This window comes from Kibdelosporangium aridum, from assembly GCF_900176515.1.
GTDB lineage: Bacteria > Actinomycetota > Actinomycetes > Mycobacteriales > Pseudonocardiaceae > Kibdelosporangium > Kibdelosporangium aridum.
In genome coordinates this window covers 456,283-475,077 of the sequence record NZ_FWXV01000002.1, presented here as the reverse complement: position 1 = coordinate 475,077, position 18,795 = coordinate 456,283, and the positions used below count along the sequence as shown (strand labels likewise).

Below are 18,795 nucleotides of genomic sequence, written 5' to 3'. Positions count from 1 at the left end.
CGCAACGTGCATCTCACTGTGCCGGAATGGTGGACACGCGGCCTTGACCCTCTTGTTACATTGAGAAGCGTGAGAGCGCTCTCATAACCTCAACGAGGAGGGCCCATGCCTGCGCAAACCCTGCAAATGTCAGGTTGGAAACGTTTCCGCCGACGTCTCATGGCGGCGGTCGCGGTGACCCCGCTGGTGCTGGTGGTCACCCTGCTCACGACTCAATCACCGACTGGACACTCTGCCCACGCGCTGACCCTCGACGCGGGCCCGGTCATGCCGTTCGCGGCGTCGGAGTTTCGCGCGAACTGCCTCTCAAGCCATCGGGCAGGCAACGACCCGATCGTGTTCCCGAACCAGCCGAACGTCTCCCACATCCACGAGTTCTTCGGAAACCGCACGACCAACGCCCACTCAACCCTGCAGTCCCTGCGTTCGGGCACGACCAACTGCCAGCCAACGGCGGACCTCTCCGCGTACTGGGTACCGACGCTGTACAAGAACGGTGTGCCAGTAGCGCCGGAAAGCGTGATCATCTACTACCAAGGCATCCACAACGCGCCGCAAGCCGTCGCCCCACCACAAGGCCTGCGGATCGTCGTCGGCAACGCGACCGCGGCCACCGCGGACCAGAACCCAGCGGCCCGATGGTCATGTGTGGGACACGGAGCGTCCAGCCGAGACTTCATGAACTGCCCGCCCGGCAGCAAATTGGAGACCTACCTGGACTTCCCCACATGCTGGAACGGCAGGGACCTCGACTCGCCGAACCACAAGGACCACATGGCCTTCGCACCCGGCCTCGTCTGCCCACCCACACACCCGGTCGTCCTGCCCCGCACGGAATTCCTGATCACATACCCGGTCAACGGAACCGGCCTGACCCTCGCAGGCACGCGAAACGGCACGAACGTCACCACAGCGCCCGGATTCACGTTCCACGGCGATTTCATGAACGCATGGGATCCGGCTGAGCTCGAACGCAGAATGCGCGACTGCATCCGTGCTCAGCGCATCTGCGGCACCAACGGCAACCCGATCTGATCGTTTATCAGCCACTCGGATGAGTCCGTATGAGCGTCTTCGTATGGACTCATCCCACTCCGTCGGCTAGCTTCGGCTCACTCTTCGATCTCGTGGCGGTCGGCGTCCCTGAGGTGCTTACGCTTGGGCGGCTTGACTTCCACCCCGCCCATCATGGCGAAACCGTTGATCCGCACGACCGGACGGCCTGGTGCGGGCTGGCCCATCGACTTGTCCTCGAACGCGCCCATGAAGCCGAAACCGTCGACGATGACGTATATGTCGTCCGGTACGTAGATTTCGATGCCGCCCATGAACGCGAAGCAGGAAATCACCGTTTCCGGGGCCTCGAACCGGGCGTACGTCAGGTTGAGTTCCACGCCGCCCATCACCGCGATGGCGTTGTGCTGCTGTGGGACGACCCATTCGCCTTTGCGCTCGACGCCGGACATCACCGCGACGGAGTTACGGGGCCCTACCGTCGCGCCGGGCACGATTCGGCCGCTGGGTAGTGGGCTCGGCACCTTGTGTGGCTGCGGGACCGGGCTGTTCGACTGCACGGGCAGGTCGCGCGTGATCGGTTCGAGGTCGCCGAAGGTCTTGGCGGCGTACACCTGGTCCAGCCGTTCCTCCAGCTCGGACATCTCGAGGCGGCCCTCGGCCATCGCGTTGTGCAGGATCTGCGCCACACGCTCGCGATCCTCGTTCGAGATCCGGATGCTCAGGTGGTCCCCAGGCTGGTCTTGGCTCACCTGCCAGAGGGTAGTACCGCGCGTGCGTGCTGGGGAGCACCAGCCATACACCCGATGAATCGCGCCTGTTGGCGGCCAAACGGGGGTGATTCGCCGACAGACATCCGACTATCCTGGGGTGGATCCGCCGCGTTCCTCCAATGAAGGAGAAAGATGAACGGACGCGTGCGGGTGATGCTGGGTGTCACGCTGCTCGTGATTGCGTTGGCAGTACCGGCGACCAGCCAGGCGAGCCCGGGGCTGCGCTGGACTTTGACGGCACCGGCTCGTTCCGAGGGTCCTACGGCCATCGTGCGGATGGCCGGTGGCCGGCTGACCTTGGAGATCAAGCACAACGGCAACACCGTGCTCGAACCGTCGGCGCTCGGAGTCGAGACGGCGCACCGGGACTTCACCCAAGGACTGCGCTACACCGGGATGTCGCAGCGGTTCGTCCGCGAGACGTACCGGACCTCAGTCGGCCGCAGGCTCCAGCATGTGAGCGAGGCGGCGGAGACCACCCTGCGGTTCGCCGGGATCAATGTGGTGGTGCGGGTTTCGGCCGACGGCGTGGCTTACCGGTACGTCTTCGACACACCGAACTGGGTGACCGTGGTCCGGGAAGCGAGCGAGTTCGCCGTCCCGCGTACCGCCGATTCTTTCCTACTGCCGTACGACAATGGGCGCGGCGACTACGAAAGCATCCACGTGCACCGAGCAGTCGCCGACCAGGACCCGGTCGAGTACGGCTATCCCGCCTTGTTCAAAGTGGACGACACATGGCTGGCGCTGATGGAGTCCGATCTGGACGGTAACTATGGCGGATCCCGCGTGCGACTCGCGAACGGCCGGTTCCAGCTGGTACTGCCCGACCCGACGGAGACCGCGAAGGCGCCGCTGGCCACACCGTGGCGCACGATGGTCGTCGGTGATCTCGCCACGGTGGTCGAGAGTGACCTGGTGACCGACTTGGCCCGGCCGTCGGAGATCACCGACACCTCGTGGATCAAGCCGGGCCGGGCGGCCTGGTCGTGGTGGGGACCGGGAACCGGCAATCTGGCACTGCAGAAGCGGTACGTGGACTACGCGGCCAGCCAGGGCTGGGAGTACAACTTGGTCGACGCCGGTTGGTCCGCCGACTGGATCCCCGAACTTGTCAGTTACGCACGTGAGCGCGGTGTGGGCATCTGGCTGTGGGTGCGATGGCAGACGATCGACACCGACAGCGAACGTGAACGGCTGTTGCGGCAGTACTCCGACTGGGGCGCGGCCGGCCTGAAGATCGATTTCGTCGAGTCCGACGGCCAGGACCGGATGCGTTGGTACGACGCGGTTTACGCCGCCGCGGCGAAGTACCGGCTGATGCTCAACTTCCACGGTGCGCCGATACCGCGGGGCGTCGAACGCACCTGGCCGCACGTGATGACCGTGGAGGCTGTGCGCGGAGGCGAGGGAACCAGGCCGCGGCCCGGTCGCGAACCGTTCCCGATCGAGCACTACCTCACGCTGCCTTTCACCCGGAACCTCACCGGCTCGATGGACTTCACCCCGGTGACCTTCAGTGGCGTACGGCCGAACAGCGATGCTGCCGAACTGGCCTTGTCGGTGGTCTACGAGTCCGGCGTGCAGCATCTCGCCGACCGCGTCGAGGTCTACGCCACGCAGCCGCTCGCCGAGCAACTGCTGCGCACTGTGCCTGCCGCGTGGGACGAGACCAGGCTCGTGGCCGGCGAGCCCGGCAGACTCGCGGTGCTGGCGAGGAAATCCGGATCTGACTGGTACGTCGGTGCGATCACCGCGGGCGACCAAGGCCGGATCGCGGTGCCGCTCGACTTCCTGCCGGACGGCACCTGGAAAGCCGAGCTGTACGCGGATGGCGCCGACGGCAAGATCACTTTCAGCACGCACGCCGTGGCCAAAGGGGAGACATTGACTGTCCCAACCGCACGCAACGGTGGCTTCGCCATCCGTCTGACCCGCTAGGTACGGTGTCCGCCATGGACGTCGTCGAGGTGGACCACCCGCTGGCGAAAGCACGCCTCACCACAATGCGGGACGCGCGCACCGACAGTGCTGCCTTCCGGGCCGCGCTGCAGGAGCTGACCGTGATCCTGATCTACGAGGCGTTGCGGGACGCGCCCGTACGCGTCGATCGCATCCACACGCCGGTGGCCCGGACCGACGGGTACTGGCTGGCCAACCCGCCGCTTCTGGTCCCGGTGCTGCGGGCCGGTCTCGGCATGGCCGACCAGGCGCAGAAGCTGATCCCGGACGCCCAGATGGGCTTCGTCGGGATGAGCCGGGACGAGGAGACGCTGCTGCCGACGCCGTACATGGAGTCGTTGCCCGACAGCCTGTCCGGTCGCCCGGTGTTCGTCCTCGATCCGATGCTGGCCACCGGCGGCTCGATGAAGCACACCATCGAACTGCTGACCACCCGTGGCGCGACGGACGTGACGGCGGTGTGTGTCCTCGCCGCGCCGGAGGGCATCCAGGCGCTCGCCGACTCCGGCCTGCCGGTCCGGTTGGTCACCGCGAGCATCGACGAACGGCTCAACGACTCCGGGTTCATCGTGCCCGGCCTCGGCGACGCGGGCGACCGGCAGTACGGCGCTGTCTGAAGCTGTCCGACGCTGGCCAGTGCTGTCTACAGAGGACCAAGGTGACTCGTCATGTCCCCAGCCGACAATCGCCCGAAGGCGTCGAGTCACATCGGTGAAAGCAGTCAGGGCACCCCGCCGCCCTGGCTCGCCTACGCGTACGGGCTGGTTGTCGCCCGAGGTACCGCCACCGAGACGCTGAAGCCGGCGAGACCGGCGCGCAGAACGCGCTCGACCTGGCCGGCATCTGACAGGTTCCCGTTCAGTTCAAGCGAGACCAACCCGTGTACGAGCCCCCAGACCGTCATCGCGGCGGTCTCGGGGTCGGGTAAGCCTGCCAGGCGGCCCACCTCGACCATCGGTCCCAGCACGTGGGCCGCGGTCTCGTGGTCCGGCTCGAAGCCGGCCACCGCCTTGGTGAACATGATCAGGTACAGGTGTGGCTCGGCCAGCGCCGCACGGCGGTAGGCCAGGCCGAGTTGAACGAGGTCCTCGGCGGGATCGCCGGACCGGCTCACCTCAGTGAGCCTGTTGCCGAACCTGTGGAAGGCATCGACGTACAGCTCTCGCACGAGCGCGGGCTTCCCCCCGAACAACGAGTAGACAGCTGTGGTCGACGTTCCTACGTCGGCTGCGAGTCTGCGCAGGCTCAGCGCGTCTGGTCCTTCACCGGACAGCAGTTCCCCGGCACGGGCCAATAAGCGGACGCGTAAAGCCTCGTCATGTGTCTTAGGGCGCGGCACTTGTCGAGATTAGCCCGGTTTTTCGTAGTCGGAACCGACTGTGCACCAATGGGCAAACGGGAGGGCAGCCACAGCCGGCCCTCTGCTTTTCGAGACACAACCGTTAAGATGCCGCAATGGCCATGACCTTGCGCCTGAGTGACGAGGAAAGCGAGCAGCTCGCGGCCCTCGCGGCGGCCGAGGGACGCTCCTCAGAGGAGATCCTCCGGCTGGCTCTCGCCGAACGCTGGTCCAAGCTGCACAAGCAGCAGCAGATCGGTGACGTACTAGAACGTATTCTGCCCCGTTACCAGGGGCTGCTGGAGCGACTCGGGACCGGCTGACGATATAAGTCTCGGGTGATCACCTACCTGGACGCCAGCGACCTGCTGGTGCTCGCGGCGGCGGTGACCGGGGGAGATCTGGTGGTTCGGGACCTCGGCCTGCTGGACTCCGCGGCGCACCGGCCGCAGGCGACTGTGCTCGGCGTCGAGGCGTACGGCACGCTCTGGTTGAAGTCGGCCGCGCTGATGGAGTCCATCATCCGCAACCGGCCGCTGGCCGAGGGCAACTGGCGGCTCGGCTGGGTCGCCGCCGTGACGTTGTGCGACATCAACGGTTACTGGATCGACGCCGACGAAGACGACGCCCTTGACCTGGTCCGCGAGGTGGACCGGGGTGCGATCGACATCGCGAGCATGGCCGCGAGGTTTGAATCGTGGGGCGTGCCGCATAAATAACCTTGACCTGGAGTGCACTCCAGGTTCTAGCGTCAAGGGCGTGAGTTACGCGATCGCCCAAGCTGCCGAACGCAGTGGGTTGTCCATCGACACCCTGCGTTACTACGAACGGATCGGCCTGGTCGAGCCGCCTGCCAGAGACTCCGGCGGCAGGCGCAGCTACAGCGACGAGGACCTGGCCTGGCTGGAGTTCCTGACCAAGCTGCGCACGACCGGGATGCCGATCAGGATGATGCGCGAGTACGCGCAGCTGCGGATGCGCGGGGTGGGGACCGAGGCCCGCCGTCAGCAGATCCTCATCGACCACCGCAAAGACGTGCTCGAGCGGATAGCCGAGCTGCAGGGCTGCCTCGCGGTCCTGAACTACAAGATCGATCTCTACGGCGACAGGCTGGAGGCCTCCGCATGACCCTGCCCACGCGCAAGCTGGGAGACCTGGAGGTCAGCGCCCAGGGCCTCGGCTGCATGGGGATGAGCCAGAGCTACGGGCCCGCTGACCGGGACGAGTCCATCGCGACCATCAACGCGGCGCTGGACGCGGGCGTGACGTTGCTGGACACGGCGGACGTCTACGGTCTCGGCCACAACGAAGAACTGGTCGGTTCGGCGATCAAGAGCCGCCGGTCCGAGGTCGTGCTGGCCACCAAGTTCGGGTTCAAGCGCATCCTCGATCCGTCCGACGCCGGGGTCCGAGGCGACGCGGAGTACGTCAAGCAGGCCTGTGACGCCTCGCTGAAGCGTCTCGGCGTCGATCACATCGACCTGTACTACGCGCACCGCGTCGACCCGGCTGTGCCGGTCGAGGAGACCGTCGGTGCGATGGCCGAGCTCGTCCAGGCGGGCAAGGTCCGGTACATCGGCCTGTCCGAGGCAGGGGCGGAGTCGCTGCGGCGCGCTGCCGCCGTGCACCCGATTTCCGCGCTGCAGAGCGAATGGTCGCTGTGGACGCGGGACATCGAGGGCGAGATCCTCGACACCTGTCGCCAGTTGGGCATCGGGATCGTGCCGTTCTCGCCGCTTGGACGGGGCTTCCTGACCGGACGGCTCACCCAGGACCTGCCCGAAGACGACTTCCGGCGGACCATGCCGCGGTTCAGCGGTGAGAACTACGACCGGAACTACGCCATCGTCGAAGCGCTGAAGGCCTTGGCCGAGAAGCTCGGTGTCACGCCCGGCCAGTTGGCGCTGGCGTGGGTGCAGAGCCAGGGCACCGACGTCGTGCCGATTCCCGGCACCAAACGCCGGACCTACCTTGCCGAGAACATCGCCGCCGCCACGATCGAGCTGTCCGCCGAGGATCTCGCGCAGATCTCCTCGGTCGCAGGCGATGTCGCGGGCGAGCGGTATTCCGCCGAGGCGTTGAAGCTGGTCAACGGCTGACTGATCATCCGGCGGCGTTGCTCTGCTGCGGCGGGCAATCGCCGCCGGGTTCGGTGGCCAGTTCGTAGTGCCACAGCTCGTTCGCGTAGGTCTGGCACAGGCCGTATTTCGAGCCTTTCCGGCTGAACCAGTCCGCGGCGTCGGTGAAGCCGATATCGACGGCGTGCCCGGTGACGTGCGTGGATTTGTCCGGCGTGTTCACGTGTTTGCGGGCCTCTTCGAGGCTGCCGTATTTGCTGGTCGCGTCGTCCAGCAGTCGTTGCTGGTAGGACTTGCTGCGCCAGCCGGACGTCACCACCACCTTGATGCCTTTGGCTTCGGCGTCGCGGGCCGCGCGCTGCATGGCGTCCCGCAATTTCGGGTCCAGCCTGCTGATCGCGGGATGGTCATTGTCGTACGGCGAGACGCTGCTGTCCTCCAGTGCGCCGTCATCAGGCGACGAGACGAGTTTCGGCTGGATCAGCGTGGTGCACGCGGAAAGGACGAGGGCCAGCGCGACGATTGCCAACTTCACGGCAATGACTTTCGCGCGCTGGTGTCCTCGTCCTATCCGTGGAATGTCCTGATTGTGTAACTACTTGATGGCGTAGGCCCGGATCACCGTCTCGGTCACCGAATTGCCGTCGATGTCCCGGGCTGTTGCCCTGAGCGACGCGTATCCGGTTTGGCCTGCCGGGATTTCCACCCGATCACCCCTGACCTTGGCGCGCTGCCAGGTCTTGCCTTCGTCGAACGAGACCTCGACGGCGACATCGGTGATCCACGACTGCCGTGCACCCGGCTGGTGTGCGGCCGTGACCTTGCCGGACAACGGTTTTCTTGCCGCTGCCGTGTTGTGGTCGTCCAGGGGAAGGTCGAACCGGACGTCCAGCAAAGGCAATGCTGCCCGCTGGTCCGTGCCCGCACCCGCGCGGAATGTCCATTCGGCACGGGTTTTCGGCGACAACTTCGGCGACAGGAGTTCCGACTGCGGCCGGTTGGCGTCCGCGATCAGCTGGAACCGTCCGGGCCCAGCGGGAACCGTGAACTCGCCGAGCGCGGGCCGGTCGTCGCGGCGCCCGATTTCCTTGCCGTCCTTCAGCAACACCGTGCTGCCCAGGTTGGTCTCGTCGAACTGGGCGGCGTTGCCGGGGTCGCTGTCGGCGAACATCGGGATCGCCAGGTTGATCTTGTCTTTCAGCCGGTACGCCGCCGGCACCGGCTTGCCGTCCTGGCGGCTGACCGGAGCCTGCGTCAGCTCTGGGCCCAGTGGCGCGGCGAACATCTTGGTTGTGTGCCGCTGGCCGGGCTTGAGCTGTACAGGAAGCGCGACCTCTCCGCCGAAGTCGCCCTTGTCCCAGAAACCCGTGGCCGAGTACAGCAGCAGCTCAGCGCCGGGGGAGACGAAGTCGGTCCGGCGCTGCGGCCACTTGACCTCGATTTCGGCGTTGGCGATCAGGTCGCCTGCGGTGAGCACGCCGATCTGGTAGCGGTACGTGTCCTTCGGCAACGTGTCGTTGAACTGGCGGTCGATCCGGCCGAGCGACTCCTTGCGGAACCGGAAATCGTGACCGGTCGGCACGCCTTGGACCGAGTCGGCGAGGAAGTACGCGACCGGGCTGTTCGGCCGGGCGGTGATCGTGAGCTCGACCGGGCCCTGTTTCAGCAGGTTCTGCACGCCCTTGAGGTCTGCCTCGTCGAACGCGAGAACCGTGCTCAACGCCGGAGGCGTTTGGTCTTCGACGGCCGGGTTGAAGTACGAGACGACGGCCCGTGCCCCCTTGGTCTTCAGCAGTTCGATCCCGCTGCGCAGCTGCGACTCCGGCGGGTAGACCGGGGCGTCCCAGTCCTTCGGGGTGATCATGGCGATCGCGCCGGTCACATCGCCCGCTTTGTTGATCGACTCGGTGTCGGCCTCGCCCACGTCGACGACGCGCGCGGTGAGGTCTCCTTCGAAGTCCAGATTGTCCGGCGGGAAGGCGTAACTGAACTCGTAACCCTGCGGCCCGTTGACTCTGATCGTGGCCCACGGGTACGTCCAGTAGCTGGACGAGTTCAGGCTGAGGCCACGCATCCGGTGCCCGCCAAGGGTGTAGAGGTTCTGCGCCGAGCCTCCGGCGAGCACCGCGGCACCCTGTCGCGGACCGGTCTCGTCCACATCGGACAGGATGCCGATGCCGCCGCCGGACTGGACTCGTGCCTCGGGGTCGTCGATGCCGACGGAGACCTTCTTGCCCTGCTTGGTGTCGACGGTCAGCTCGGTGTTTCCGGAGACGTCAACCGGCAAAGCGAACATGGTGGTCGCGAACGACGGGTCCAGAATCTGGCCAAGCGCACGGTACTTCCCTGCGGGAACCTCGAACGTGGCCATGCCAGAGTCGGTCACGTACCCGTCCGCGACGCCGGTCTCCTCGTTCTGCACGATCACGAGCGCGCGGTATGGGTCGCCCTCCCGTGACGGCACCTTGACGGTCAAGGTGCTCTTGGCGCCCTTGAGGTTCGCGGTCAACGGCGTCGTGAGCACGACGTCACCGGACTGTGCCCGCAGCACGCCTTCGAACTCGCCATTTGGCTTGTCGTCCGCGGTTGCTTTGACTGTGACTTGCGCGGTTCCCTTCGCGGGAACAGTGACGGTCTTGTCGGCGGTGAACAGGTTCGTCGGCCCACCGTGCTTCTGCTTCACGTCCAAGGTGAGTGTGAGCTGAACCGGATTCGGGCCGTCGTTGACGTAGGAGATCTTGCGGCTGGCCTCCTGCTTGCCCCACAGGTTGCCGAACGCGAGCACGCCATCGGCCCGCACCTGCTGGTTGACGGCGCGTGCGATGTCCAGCCTGCCGCTGCCTTGCGCGAAGGTGTCAATGCCAGGCAAGCGCTTGGCCGAGCTGACCAGCGCGTTCTTCAGCTGCTCACCAGTCCACTGTGGATGCTGTCCGGCCAGGATCGCGGCGGCACCGGCGACATGCGGAGTGGCCATCGAAGTGCCGGAGATCTTGGCGTAGTGCTCGTTGACGGAGAACGGAGTCATGGTGCCTTCGGCGCGCGCGGCGACGATGTCCGTGCCAGGCGCGGCGATCTCCGGCTTCAGCCCGTAGTCGTTGATTCTCGGACCCTGGCTGGAAGTGACGCTCAGCTGGTCGGACTTCGTGACGTTCGCGACGGTGAGCGCACGATCCGCGGAACCCGGCGAGCCGACGGTCTCCGGCGCGCCCGAGTTGCCTGCCGCGATGACGAACAGGGCCTTGTCGGAAAGCTCGTTCACCACCTGCGACATCAGGTCGGTGCCGTCAGTGACAGAGCCGCCAAGGCTCATGTTGACGACCTTGGCGCCGTTGTCGACGGCCCACCGCATGCCGTTGATGATCCAGTCCTCACGGCCGCCGTACTCGCCGAGGACCTTGCCGATCAGCAACTTGGCACCCGGCGCGACCCCGGTGTACTTCCCGTTGGAAGCCGCACCCGTACCCGCGATCGTGCTGGCCACATGGGTCCCATGGCCAACGCTGTCGCGGTCGTCCTCATCGGTGAAGTTCTTCGCGGCATCCACTTTGGACTTGAGATCCGGGTGGTTCGCGTCGTACCCGGTGTCCAGGACGGCGACCTTCACCCCGTCCGCGCGTAACCCCTGCTGCCAAGCCTGCGGGGCACCAACCTGCTTGACACTCTGGTCAAGGGTCGCGTTCACCTTGCCGTTGAGCCAGACCTTCTGGTCAGACCGGCGTTGTTGCTTCCAGGCGTCAGCCGCCTCAGCCTTGGGAATGTCGACAGCCTGAATGCCACTAGCCAACCGGCCCGCCGTAGCGCCAGTCACGATCGTCGGCACGTTGGGTTCATGTGCGTCGTCGTACCCCTGCTGAACAAGCCCGGTGACGTCGAACAAGCGCTTGTCCAGCCTACTCGCGGCCACCTGCCCCACCGCATCATCAGGGACAACGAAGTCATGCCCGTTCAACGCGTACCGCCAGACACGGATGTGCTCACGCCCCTTGGCCATCCGCACCCCGGCCACCCGCTCACCACGAACCGTCACCCGGTCACCGGTGATCAAGGTGACTGTCCCAGGTCCGTCGGCGGTGCTCTCCGGCTTGAGCTCAGCCGCCGAGGCTGGCGTGGATACCAGCCCGACGGTGAGCAACGCGGCTGTCAGGACCGCGCACTGCTTTCTGCCCACTTGGATCCCTCAGGTAGATGAGGCCGACGCCTACCGCCAGCCCACATCCCCTCACGCCGAGTAGCCCCCTTTGGTTGCATGGCTGACGGCGACACGCGCCCATGAAACCCGGGACGACCCGAACTCACTCCATCAAGCTGGCGGCGACGGTGGCGCCGAGTTCCCAGCAGGCTTCGAGATCTGCCTTGGAAGGTGTGCCCAGGACGTTCACAGGCTCCGCGGCCTTCGCCCAGCTGAGGCCGGTGGTGATGGATTCGACGGCACGGATCGCACCCTCGGTGCCCTCATTGCCGTGGACGTAGAGGCCATACGGGCGGGCGCGGGTTGAGTCGAGGCACGGGTAGTAGATGAGGTCGAAGAACACCTTCAACGCGCCACTCATGTAGCCGATGTTGGCTGGGGTGCCGAGGATGTAGCCGTCTGCTTCGAGGGCGTCGGGGACTGTGGCCGCCAGCGCTGGCCGGCGCACCACATCCACGCCCTCGATTTCGGAGTTGGTGGCACCGGCCACTATCGCCTCAAACATTGCCTGACAGGCAGGGGAGGGAGTGTGGTGGACGATCAGCAGCGTGGACACTCAGCGAGCCTGCCGGGAGTCCGCCGAAGCGTCAACTTGGGCCTAGGACGGGTTTGCAACGCGCTTCGGTGATGGATGGACTACGGTTCCGGGACACGCCGGTCGGGCTTCCCGACGCGGCACGTACGCCGGTAGGGTTGACGGTAAGTAGGTGCCCGCCAAGGCGGGGCCTGTCGCATCGTTGTCTGTTTGAGGCGCAGGTGTGAGCCCAACGGTGTGGCAGAACCGGGAGCGCTTGCTGTGGTGTCACAACTGAACATGGCTGTACAACGATGGTCCTCCGCGCTCACAGGAGGGCTTGATTGTTGTGGAGTGCCATGTCGGTTTGGTGGGTTGCTCTGATCGTGGGGGCGACGACGTTCTCGGGGCTCATCGCCAAGTGGATGGTGCTGCGGTTCTTGCACCGCGTCTATGAGCGCGGAGGCGCGCAGGACCTGAAGATCGCCGCTGAAGCGTTGCGCCGAACCCGCTCCTGGACTGTGGCTGAGAAGCTCACGCGGGGCAGAAACGCGATCCCACGCAGTCGTGACCAAGGTGAAGAATGATCCCTTGGTCTCCGGCGCCTGCAAAGCCGGAGACCAAGGACGTCTCAGGCTCCCAACAGTTCCGACACTGCCGTGCGCACCTCGGCCAAGCGGGTCTGGGCGGCAGAGCGTGCGGCGGGCAGATCACCAGAGACGGGTTCGACGACTTCCAGGTACGCCTTGAGCTTCGGCTCCGTACCGGACGGTCGGACCACGACACGCAGGCCTGGCCCGGTGAACCGGAGCACGTCAGCCTCGGGAAGCAGGTCTTCCGACGTGACCGAAACTCCGGCGATCTCGCCGGGCGGAGCGGACCGCAACTGCGCCATCAGGCGGCCGATCAGCGGCAACTCGGTGACACGCAAAGAAACCTGGTCAGTCAGGTGCACGCCATGCGCCACCGCCAACTCGTCGAGCACGTCGAGCAAGTTGCGGCCGGAAGCCTTCAAGGAAGCGGCGAGGTCGCAGGCCACCACGGCGGCCGAGATGCCGTCCTTGTCCCGGACATACGATGGGTCGACGCTGTTGCCGAGCGCTTCTTCGTATGCGAACACCAAGCCGTCGCCCGCGCGCACGAGCCATTTGAAGCCGGTCAGGGTCTCGGCATACCGGGCGCCGTAAGCGGAAGCGATCGAGCCGAGCAACGACGAAGAGACGATCGTCGTGGCCACCAGGGCATCCGGAGTGCCCAAAGTGGACAGGATGTAATTGCCTAGGAGCGCACCGGTTTCGTCGCCGCGAAGCATTCGCCATGTGCCGTTGTCACGCACACCCAGCGCACATCGGTCGGCATCCGGATCCAGAGCAATCGCTAGGTCGGCGCCAAGGGAATCAGCGGCCGCCAACAGCAGGTCCGAAGCGCCGGGCTCCTCCGGGTTCGGGAACGTCACGGTCGGGAATGCCGGATCCGGGTCGGCCTGGGCCGAAACCAGCGAGACATCCGTGAACCCGGCCAACCGCAAGGCTTCCAGGGCAGGCTGTCCGCCAACGCCGTGCATCGGCGTCAACACGACCTTCAGATCGCGGGAAACACCACGCGGCAAGGTGGCGGCACGAGCGAAGTACGCGTCGACGACATCCTGCCGAGTCTCCAAAGGAATCTCGGTCCGCGGAATGGACACGGCCGCGGGTGCGTCCCGGATCGCGGCTTCGATGAGCCGGTCGTCCGGTGGCACGATCTGCGTTCCGTCCGCGTCGTACAGCTTGTAACCGTTGTCCGCGGGCGGGTTGTGTGAAGCGGTGATCTGGATTCCGGCGACAGCACCAAGATGGCGTACGGCGAACGCGGTGATGGGCGTCGGTAGAGGACCATCAAGCTGGCAGACCTGGAAACCGGCGGCCGTCAGAACCGCGACCACGTCACGGAAGAAAGCCGCCGACCCGTTACGCGCGTCCCGGCCGACGACGACAAGGCCGCCTGCATGTCCCTTGTGGACAAGCCATGATGCGACCCCATAGGTCGTACGGACGACCACGGACCGGTTCATCCCGTTGATGCCCGCACGGACCGGACCGCGTAGGCCGGCTGTGCCGAACGTCAACGGGCCGGCCATCCGGTCTTCCAGTTCCACCAATGCTTCCGGCGCCCCGCCCATTGCCCGAGCAAGCACTTGCTGAAGCTCGGTGCGCGCGTCTGGGTCGACGTCGTCGGCGATCCAGCGGAAGGTCTTGTCCCGCAGCGTCGACGACAGGCTCACGCCCGGACCACCAGTTCGCGCAACAACTTGCCCATCTCGGTCGCCGCCTGGCGGCCCGCTTCGAGCACCTCGAGGTGGTTCAGCGGCTGCCCGGTCAGCCCGGCCGCCAGGTTGGTCACCATCGACAGGCCGAACACCTCCATCCCGGCCGCGCGCGCCGCGATCGCCTCGAGCACGGTCGACATGCCGACCAGGTCCGCCCCGATCGTCCGCAGCATCCGGATCTCCGCCGGCGTCTCGAAGTGCGGCCCCGGCAGCCCCGCGTAGACGCCTTCCTGCAGTGACGCGTCGATCCCGCGGGCCACGTCCCGCAGCCGCGACGAGTACAGGTCCGTCAGGTCGACGAACTCCGCGCCGACCAGCGGTGACGTGGCCGTCAGGTTCAGGTGGTCGCTGATCAGCACCGGCTGACCGACCCAGTAGCCCTCACGGATCCCGCCAGCCGCGTTGGTCAGCACGATCGTCCGGCACCCGGCCGCCGCCGCGGTGCGCACGCCGTGCACGACCTGGTGGACGGGGTGACCCTCGTAGCGGTGTGTGCGGCCGAGCATGAGCAGTACACGCTTGTCGCCGACCTCGACCGACCGGATGCTCCCGCCGTGCCCGGCCACCACCGGGGCGAGGAAACCGGGCAGTTCGGCCACCGGCACCTCGATCCCGTCCTGGCCGATCTCGTCGGCCGCGGGCTTCCAGCCGGAGCCGAGCACCACGGCGATGTCGTGCGTTTCCGAGCCGGTGCGCTCGGCCAACGCCGCGGCAGCCGACTGGGCGAGGATCTGTGGTTCTTGCTGTGTACCGGTCACGGGCCGGAGCCTACGTCAACTGGCAAACGCTCCTTTGTCGACTGGCGGACCACGAGGAACACCAGGAACCCGATGGGCGCGAACAGGATCGTCACCACGAGTATCGGCGCCATCACCAGTGGGTGGAGCCGCGAGCGGGCTTCGAGGTACATCCATCGCCCGACGAACAGGTCGAACGCGATGATGTGCGCCCACACCAACGTCGCGGCGCCACCGTCGGCCATCGCGTCCTGCAGCCCGGTCAGCGTCGGCCCGGTCACCAACGGCAGCACATCGCCCAGCCGCGGGATCGCGATCACCAGGTAGAGCACGGCAATCGGTGCGATGATCAGCGGCGAGCCGACGATCCGGCGGGTCCACGTCCACCCCGGCGCCAGGATCATCAACGCCCAGAACGGTGCGGCCAGGTAGAAGCTGAGCTGGAACAAGAACGACATCAGACCAGTGCCTTTCCCTTGGAGCGGACCGCCGAGGCCCAGGCGCCCGCGGAGCCGACCACCAGAACACCCAGCACACCCAGGGTGAGGCTGTCCGGGGCGATCAAAGACTGCCCACGCAACGCCTGCCAGAGCACCAGACCCAGCAGGCCGGCGTAGAAGATCCCGCCGATCAGCACCAGTCGCGTGCGGATCTGCTCGGCTTCGAACCGCCTGCGCAGGAACAACACCAGCAACGGAAGGACCTGCATGGCATGGATTCCGACGAAGTGCGGGATCCGCAGGTCGCCGCCGACCGTGCTCCAGCCGGTGATCGGCATGCCCGGTCCGCCGTCGGCGACGCCGACCGAGTGGCCGCCGATCATCGCCGGGTCGATGTCGTTGCGCAGCAGTTCCAGCTGCTCAGGGGTGGGCGGCGGCATGAAGAACGCCACGGCCATCCCGGCGAGCGCGATCACCATGCCGAGCCGGATCGCCCACATCATCGGCGCGTCGACCACTCGCTGGCGCAGCAACACGATCGCGACGACCACGTTGGACACCCACAGCACGATGATCGCGTAGGCCATCACGTCGAACAGCAGCGAGTCCAGACCAGGGGTGTTGTTGAAGTGGCTTGGCACGCCACGGATGGTCTGGCCGACGATGACCACCATCTCGACGGCCAGCATCACCGATGTGACAAGGCCCATCCACCAGGCGACCCGCTTTCCCTTCTGCAGCAGGGAAATCATCCAGGCCAGGGTGACCGCGTAGATCGCGATCGACACGGAGAACTTGAACGGCTTCTGCCAGATCGGGTCACCGATCAGGATGCGGTCGTCGAACACGAGCCCGCCGATCGACAGCACGAGCGTCGCCACGTTCAGCGCCGCAAGCAGGAGTAATGGCCGGTGCCACGTCCGGATTTCTTCTCTCAGCAACATCTCTGGTCCCCTCAGACGGATGTGGATAGTGAAACTATCCGCTATCGATAAGTACACTATCCATCCTGAAGGTGTTCTAAGCAAGCCCTTGGAGTCACGGATGCGGATGGCCGAGCTGAGCAGGCGGACCGGGGTACCGGTACCGACGATCAAGTACTACCTGCGTGAGGGCCTGCTGCTGCCCGGCGAACGGACCAGCCCCAACCAGGCCATCTACGACGAGACGCACATCCGCAGGCTGCGCATGATCAGGGCGTTGACCGAGGTCGGCGGCCTGTCGATCGCCAAGGTCAGGGACGTGCTGGACGCGGTCGACTCACCGGAGATCCCGTTCGAGGTGCTCGGCGCGGTGCAGCACAGCATCGAACCACCCAGCGGCGGCACGGGCAGCGAGTACTGGGAGACCGCCCGCGAGCGCGTCGCGAAACTGCTGCTCGACCGGGGCTGGCGGGCAAACGTCGACAGCCCGCCGGCGAAGACGCTGATCGCCGCACTGGCCTCGCTCTACGAACTCGGCCGCGAAGACCTCGCCGGCCTGCTCGAGCGGTACGCCCCGGTGGCCGAGAAGATCGCCGAGGTCGACGTGGCCGCTGTCACCAGGGACCGGGGCATTGAGGACACCATCGAAGGCGTGGTGATCGGGACGGTCCTCGGCGACGCGATGCTCGGCGCACTGCGCAGGCTCGCCCACCAGCACGCCACCGCCAGGGCGTTAGGCGTGCCGGAAAGCTACGACTACGAAAAAGGGTTACGGGGTGAGCACGAATGACGGCGCGATCTGGTCGAACAGCGCGCCCTTGCCGGTGTCTTCCTCCACCGTCGGCACCGTCAGGCTGACCACCCAGAGATCCGTGTCGGTCATCGGCAGCAGGTTGCTGTAGGTCGTGCGCCGCAGCGACCCGGCGTCCACGGTGTTGTACTTCCAGTACTGGCCGCTCTCCAGCTTGTTGCCGGACGACAGGATCAGCGGGTCGCTGGCCACGAAGGCGTCTTTCGGCCAGGTGCCCTGCACGGCGTCCTTGAACTGGTTGATCTTACGGGTGGGGTAGAAATCCGGGAACCGTTCGACGGTCAGCTCGTACTTCCCGTCCGGCGAGACGTAGTGCACGCGCGTGCTGACCGGCAGGTTCTTCGGCTGCCGTTCCTCGACGAACATCTCCCAGCCCGGCGGGACCTTGATGGAGAACGTGCCGCCCGTGGCGCCCCGCAGTGTCGCCGCGTCGCCGGTGCGGACCACGAAGGCGCCGGCGGGCGTTGACGGCGGCGGTTGCACGACAGGCTGCTCGATCAGCGTCGGTTTGGTTGGCAGCAAAGGCTTTCCACCCGCGTACCTGGCAGCGGCGAATCCGCCGCCCGCCGCGGCGAAGAACAGCACGACGGCGGCGGCGTAGACGAGCGGGCGCGGCACGCCCCGCCGGACCCGGACCGGCGGCGGCTCTTCGTCCAGCAACGGGTACGACGAAGAAGAAGGCGTGAACGGCAGCGGACCGGGGTCGTCGGCCAGCGACGGCCCGGTGGAGCCGGCCTCCGGTTCCGGTTGGGCCACGGCGTCCGTGACCGGCTCGGGTTCCGGTTGTTTCGGCGACGGGATGAAGCTCTTCTCGGCCTCGGTGATGTCCTCGAGCGTGAACGGCGACGTGCCCGGCTCGGGCAGCAGGCCGTACATCCGCCTGCGCACCTCCGCCAACGTCATCCGGCTGGTCGGGTCCTTGACCATCAGGCCGCTGACGATCTTGGCCATCGGGCCGGTCTCGGTGGGCTGTGGCACGTCACCGTTGACGACCTCGAGCAACGTGGCGATGACGTCACCTTCGGGGTCGTACGGCGCGTGGCCCTCGATGGTCGCGAACAGTGTCGCGCCGAGGCTCCACAGGTCGGCGTTGTTGGTCACCTCGCCGCCGGACGCCACTTCAGGGGCGATGTACGCGGGCGAGCCGAGCGTGATCCCCGTCTTGGTCAGCGTGTTCTCGGAGATGTTGCGGGCGATGCCGAAGTCGGCGAGTTTGATCCGGCCGTCCGTGGCGATCAGGACGTTCGCCGGTTTGACGTCACGGTGTGTGATCCCCGCCTGGTGGGCAGCCTGCAACGCGGCAGCGACGGCGTCAGCAATCGCCGCGGCCTGGGTTGTGTCCAGTGGACCGTGCGTGCGAAGCAGATGCGCGAGACTGCTGCCCGGCACAAGCTCCATCACCACATAGGGGTCGCCGTTCTCATGCGCGATGTCATGCAGCGTGACAACGTTCGGATGCGACAGCACGCCGATCGCGCGCGCCTCTCGTAACGTCCGTTCGCGCACTTCATCGGCCTGCCCCTGCGGCATACCCGGCGGTAGCCTGACCTCTTTGACCGCCACCGGCCGGTGCAGGAACTCGTCATAGGCACGCCAAACCGTGCCCATCGAGCCATGTCCGATCACGCTGACCAGGCGGTAGCGGCCCGCGATGACTCGCGTCGCCGTCTCTGCCTCGGTCTCGGACACCACGTCCCCCATTGTGCC

The 18,795-nt window shown here is 66.3% G+C and carries 19 protein-coding genes; 9 read left to right on the top strand and 10 right to left on the bottom strand.

Going from position 1 to position 18,795, the window contains the following annotated elements; all coding sequences use genetic code 11:
- The first annotated feature begins 105 nt into the window (after positions 1-105).
- Positions 106-1,035 (top strand): DUF1996 domain-containing protein, encoded by a 930-nt coding sequence (locus tag B9C43_RS11620; RefSeq protein WP_084426082.1) that lies wholly within the window; start codon positions 106-108, stop codon positions 1,033-1,035.
- Positions 1,036-1,112: 77 nt separating this feature from the next.
- Here the strand turns inward: B9C43_RS11620 and B9C43_RS11615 are convergent, their stop codons facing one another.
- Positions 1,113-1,766: a DUF1707 SHOCT-like domain-containing protein gene (locus B9C43_RS11615; protein ID WP_033388274.1), complete on the bottom strand. Its 654-nt coding sequence runs from the start codon at positions 1,764-1,766 to the stop codon at positions 1,113-1,115.
- 153 nt (positions 1,767-1,919) lie between these two features.
- On the opposite strand from B9C43_RS11615, the gene B9C43_RS11610 reads away from it, so the two are divergent.
- The gene (locus B9C43_RS11610) at positions 1,920-3,728 is read left to right on the top strand and encodes a glycoside hydrolase family 97 protein (RefSeq protein ID WP_084426080.1); all 1,809 of its coding nucleotides are present in this window, start codon (positions 1,920-1,922) and stop codon (positions 3,726-3,728) included.
- A 14-nt stretch (positions 3,729-3,742) separates the two neighbouring features.
- Complete coding sequence (gene upp / locus B9C43_RS11605; protein ID WP_084426078.1) at positions 3,743-4,366, top strand: uracil phosphoribosyltransferase; 624 nt, start codon at positions 3,743-3,745, stop codon at positions 4,364-4,366.
- Positions 4,367-4,497: 131 nt separating this feature from the next.
- Here upp and B9C43_RS11600 read toward each other — a convergent pair whose 3' ends face one another.
- A complete protein-coding gene (locus tag B9C43_RS11600) occupies positions 4,498-5,088 on the bottom strand; it encodes a TetR/AcrR family transcriptional regulator (RefSeq protein ID WP_084426076.1) in 591 nt (196 codons plus the stop codon).
- A gap of 122 nt (positions 5,089-5,210) precedes the next feature.
- Here B9C43_RS11600 and B9C43_RS11595 point away from each other — a divergent pair, with 122 nt between their 5' ends.
- From B9C43_RS11595 to B9C43_RS11580, 4 genes are read left to right on the top strand one after another with little or no spacing between them, the layout of a single operon-like run.
- Positions 5,211-5,411 (top strand): ribbon-helix-helix protein, CopG family, encoded by a 201-nt coding sequence (locus B9C43_RS11595; RefSeq protein ID WP_235038564.1) that lies wholly within the window; start codon positions 5,211-5,213, stop codon positions 5,409-5,411.
- Positions 5,412-5,426: 15 nt separating this feature from the next.
- Positions 5,427-5,807, top strand: coding sequence for a type II toxin-antitoxin system death-on-curing family toxin (locus B9C43_RS11590; protein ID WP_037251640.1), 381 nt, complete (start codon positions 5,427-5,429; stop codon positions 5,805-5,807).
- Between the two features lie 40 nt (positions 5,808-5,847).
- Positions 5,848-6,216 (top strand): MerR family transcriptional regulator, encoded by a 369-nt coding sequence (locus B9C43_RS11585; protein ID WP_084426074.1) that lies wholly within the window; start codon positions 5,848-5,850, stop codon positions 6,214-6,216.
- A complete protein-coding gene (locus tag B9C43_RS11580; protein ID WP_033388282.1) occupies positions 6,213-7,187 on the top strand; it encodes an aldo/keto reductase in 975 nt (324 codons plus the stop codon). The genes B9C43_RS11585 and B9C43_RS11580 overlap by 4 nt, the downstream gene beginning before the upstream one ends.
- Positions 7,188-7,191: 4 nt before the next feature.
- Here the strand turns inward: B9C43_RS11580 and B9C43_RS11575 are convergent, their stop codons facing one another.
- The 3 genes from B9C43_RS11575 to B9C43_RS11565 form a co-directional block, all read right to left on the bottom strand.
- A complete protein-coding gene (locus tag B9C43_RS11575) occupies positions 7,192-7,701 on the bottom strand; it encodes a M15 family metallopeptidase (RefSeq protein ID WP_235038563.1) in 510 nt (169 codons plus the stop codon).
- A 60-nt stretch (positions 7,702-7,761) separates the two neighbouring features.
- The gene (locus tag B9C43_RS11570; protein WP_084426070.1) at positions 7,762-11,334 is read right to left on the bottom strand and encodes a S8 family peptidase; all 3,573 of its coding nucleotides are present in this window, start codon (positions 11,332-11,334) and stop codon (positions 7,762-7,764) included.
- A gap of 124 nt (positions 11,335-11,458) precedes the next feature.
- Positions 11,459-11,911 (bottom strand): flavodoxin family protein, encoded by a 453-nt coding sequence (locus B9C43_RS11565; RefSeq protein ID WP_084426068.1) that lies wholly within the window; start codon positions 11,909-11,911, stop codon positions 11,459-11,461.
- Between the two features lie 317 nt (positions 11,912-12,228).
- On the opposite strand from B9C43_RS11565, the gene B9C43_RS11560 reads away from it, so the two are divergent.
- Complete coding sequence (locus B9C43_RS11560; RefSeq protein WP_033388286.1) at positions 12,229-12,456, top strand: hypothetical protein; 228 nt, start codon at positions 12,229-12,231, stop codon at positions 12,454-12,456.
- A 44-nt stretch (positions 12,457-12,500) separates the two neighbouring features.
- On the opposite strand, the gene B9C43_RS11555 is transcribed toward B9C43_RS11560, so the two are convergent.
- Genes B9C43_RS11555 through B9C43_RS11540 form a run of 4 tightly spaced genes read right to left on the bottom strand, consistent with a single transcriptional unit; the run spans position 12,501 to position 16,298 of the window.
- Positions 12,501-14,132, bottom strand: a complete 1,632-nt coding sequence (locus B9C43_RS11555; protein ID WP_084426066.1) for a phospho-sugar mutase — start codon at positions 14,130-14,132, stop codon at positions 12,501-12,503.
- Positions 14,129-14,908, bottom strand: a complete 780-nt coding sequence (locus B9C43_RS11550; protein WP_033388296.1) for a purine-nucleoside phosphorylase — start codon at positions 14,906-14,908, stop codon at positions 14,129-14,131. Before B9C43_RS11550 ends, B9C43_RS11555 begins: the two co-directional genes overlap by 4 nt.
- A 23-nt stretch (positions 14,909-14,931) precedes the next feature.
- Positions 14,932-15,372 carry an ABA4-like family protein gene (locus B9C43_RS11545; RefSeq protein WP_084426064.1) on the bottom strand — a complete coding sequence of 147 codons (441 nt, stop codon included), beginning with the start codon at positions 15,370-15,372 and terminating at the stop codon, positions 14,932-14,934.
- Entirely contained in the window at positions 15,372-16,298 is a 927-nt protein-coding gene (locus tag B9C43_RS11540; RefSeq protein WP_033388289.1) for a hypothetical protein, read from the bottom strand. Before B9C43_RS11540 ends, B9C43_RS11545 begins: the two co-directional genes overlap by 1 nt.
- A 100-nt stretch (positions 16,299-16,398) precedes the next feature.
- Between B9C43_RS11540 and B9C43_RS11535 the strand changes: the two genes are divergently transcribed.
- Positions 16,399-17,067, top strand: coding sequence for a MerR family transcriptional regulator (locus B9C43_RS11535; RefSeq protein ID WP_051896727.1), 669 nt, complete (start codon positions 16,399-16,401; stop codon positions 17,065-17,067).
- Here B9C43_RS11535 and B9C43_RS11530 read toward each other — a convergent pair.
- The gene (locus B9C43_RS11530; RefSeq protein ID WP_084426062.1) at positions 17,047-18,789 is read right to left on the bottom strand and encodes a serine/threonine-protein kinase; all 1,743 of its coding nucleotides are present in this window, start codon (positions 18,787-18,789) and stop codon (positions 17,047-17,049) included. The two genes, B9C43_RS11535 and B9C43_RS11530, sit on opposite strands and share 21 nt — an antisense overlap.
- Positions 18,790-18,795 lie beyond the last annotated feature (6 nt).

Excerpts from the sequence above, each read along its gene's own strand:
- upp (WP_084426078.1), top strand. The coding sequence starts at position 3,743 with ATGGACGTCGTCGAGGTGGACCACCCGCTGGCGAAAGCACGCCTCACC.
- B9C43_RS11540 (WP_033388289.1), bottom strand. The coding sequence starts at position 16,298 with ATGTTGCTGAGAGAAGAAATCCGGACGTGGCACCGGCCATTACTCCTG.
- B9C43_RS11530 (WP_084426062.1), bottom strand. The coding sequence starts at position 18,789 with ATGGGGGACGTGGTGTCCGAGACCGAGGCAGAGACGGCGACGCGAGTC.
- B9C43_RS11620 (WP_084426082.1), top strand. The coding sequence starts at position 106 with ATGCCTGCGCAAACCCTGCAAATGTCAGGTTGGAAACGTTTCCGCCGA.
- B9C43_RS11535 (WP_051896727.1), top strand. The coding sequence starts at position 16,399 with ATGCGGATGGCCGAGCTGAGCAGGCGGACCGGGGTACCGGTACCGACG.
- B9C43_RS11545 (WP_084426064.1), bottom strand. The coding sequence starts at position 15,372 with ATGTCGTTCTTGTTCCAGCTCAGCTTCTACCTGGCCGCACCGTTCTGG.
- B9C43_RS11580 (WP_033388282.1), top strand. The coding sequence starts at position 6,213 with ATGACCCTGCCCACGCGCAAGCTGGGAGACCTGGAGGTCAGCGCCCAG.
- B9C43_RS11595 (WP_235038564.1), top strand. The coding sequence starts at position 5,211 with ATGACCTTGCGCCTGAGTGACGAGGAAAGCGAGCAGCTCGCGGCCCTC.
- B9C43_RS11560 (WP_033388286.1), top strand. The coding sequence starts at position 12,229 with ATGTCGGTTTGGTGGGTTGCTCTGATCGTGGGGGCGACGACGTTCTCG.
- B9C43_RS11610 (WP_084426080.1), top strand. The coding sequence starts at position 1,920 with ATGAACGGACGCGTGCGGGTGATGCTGGGTGTCACGCTGCTCGTGATT.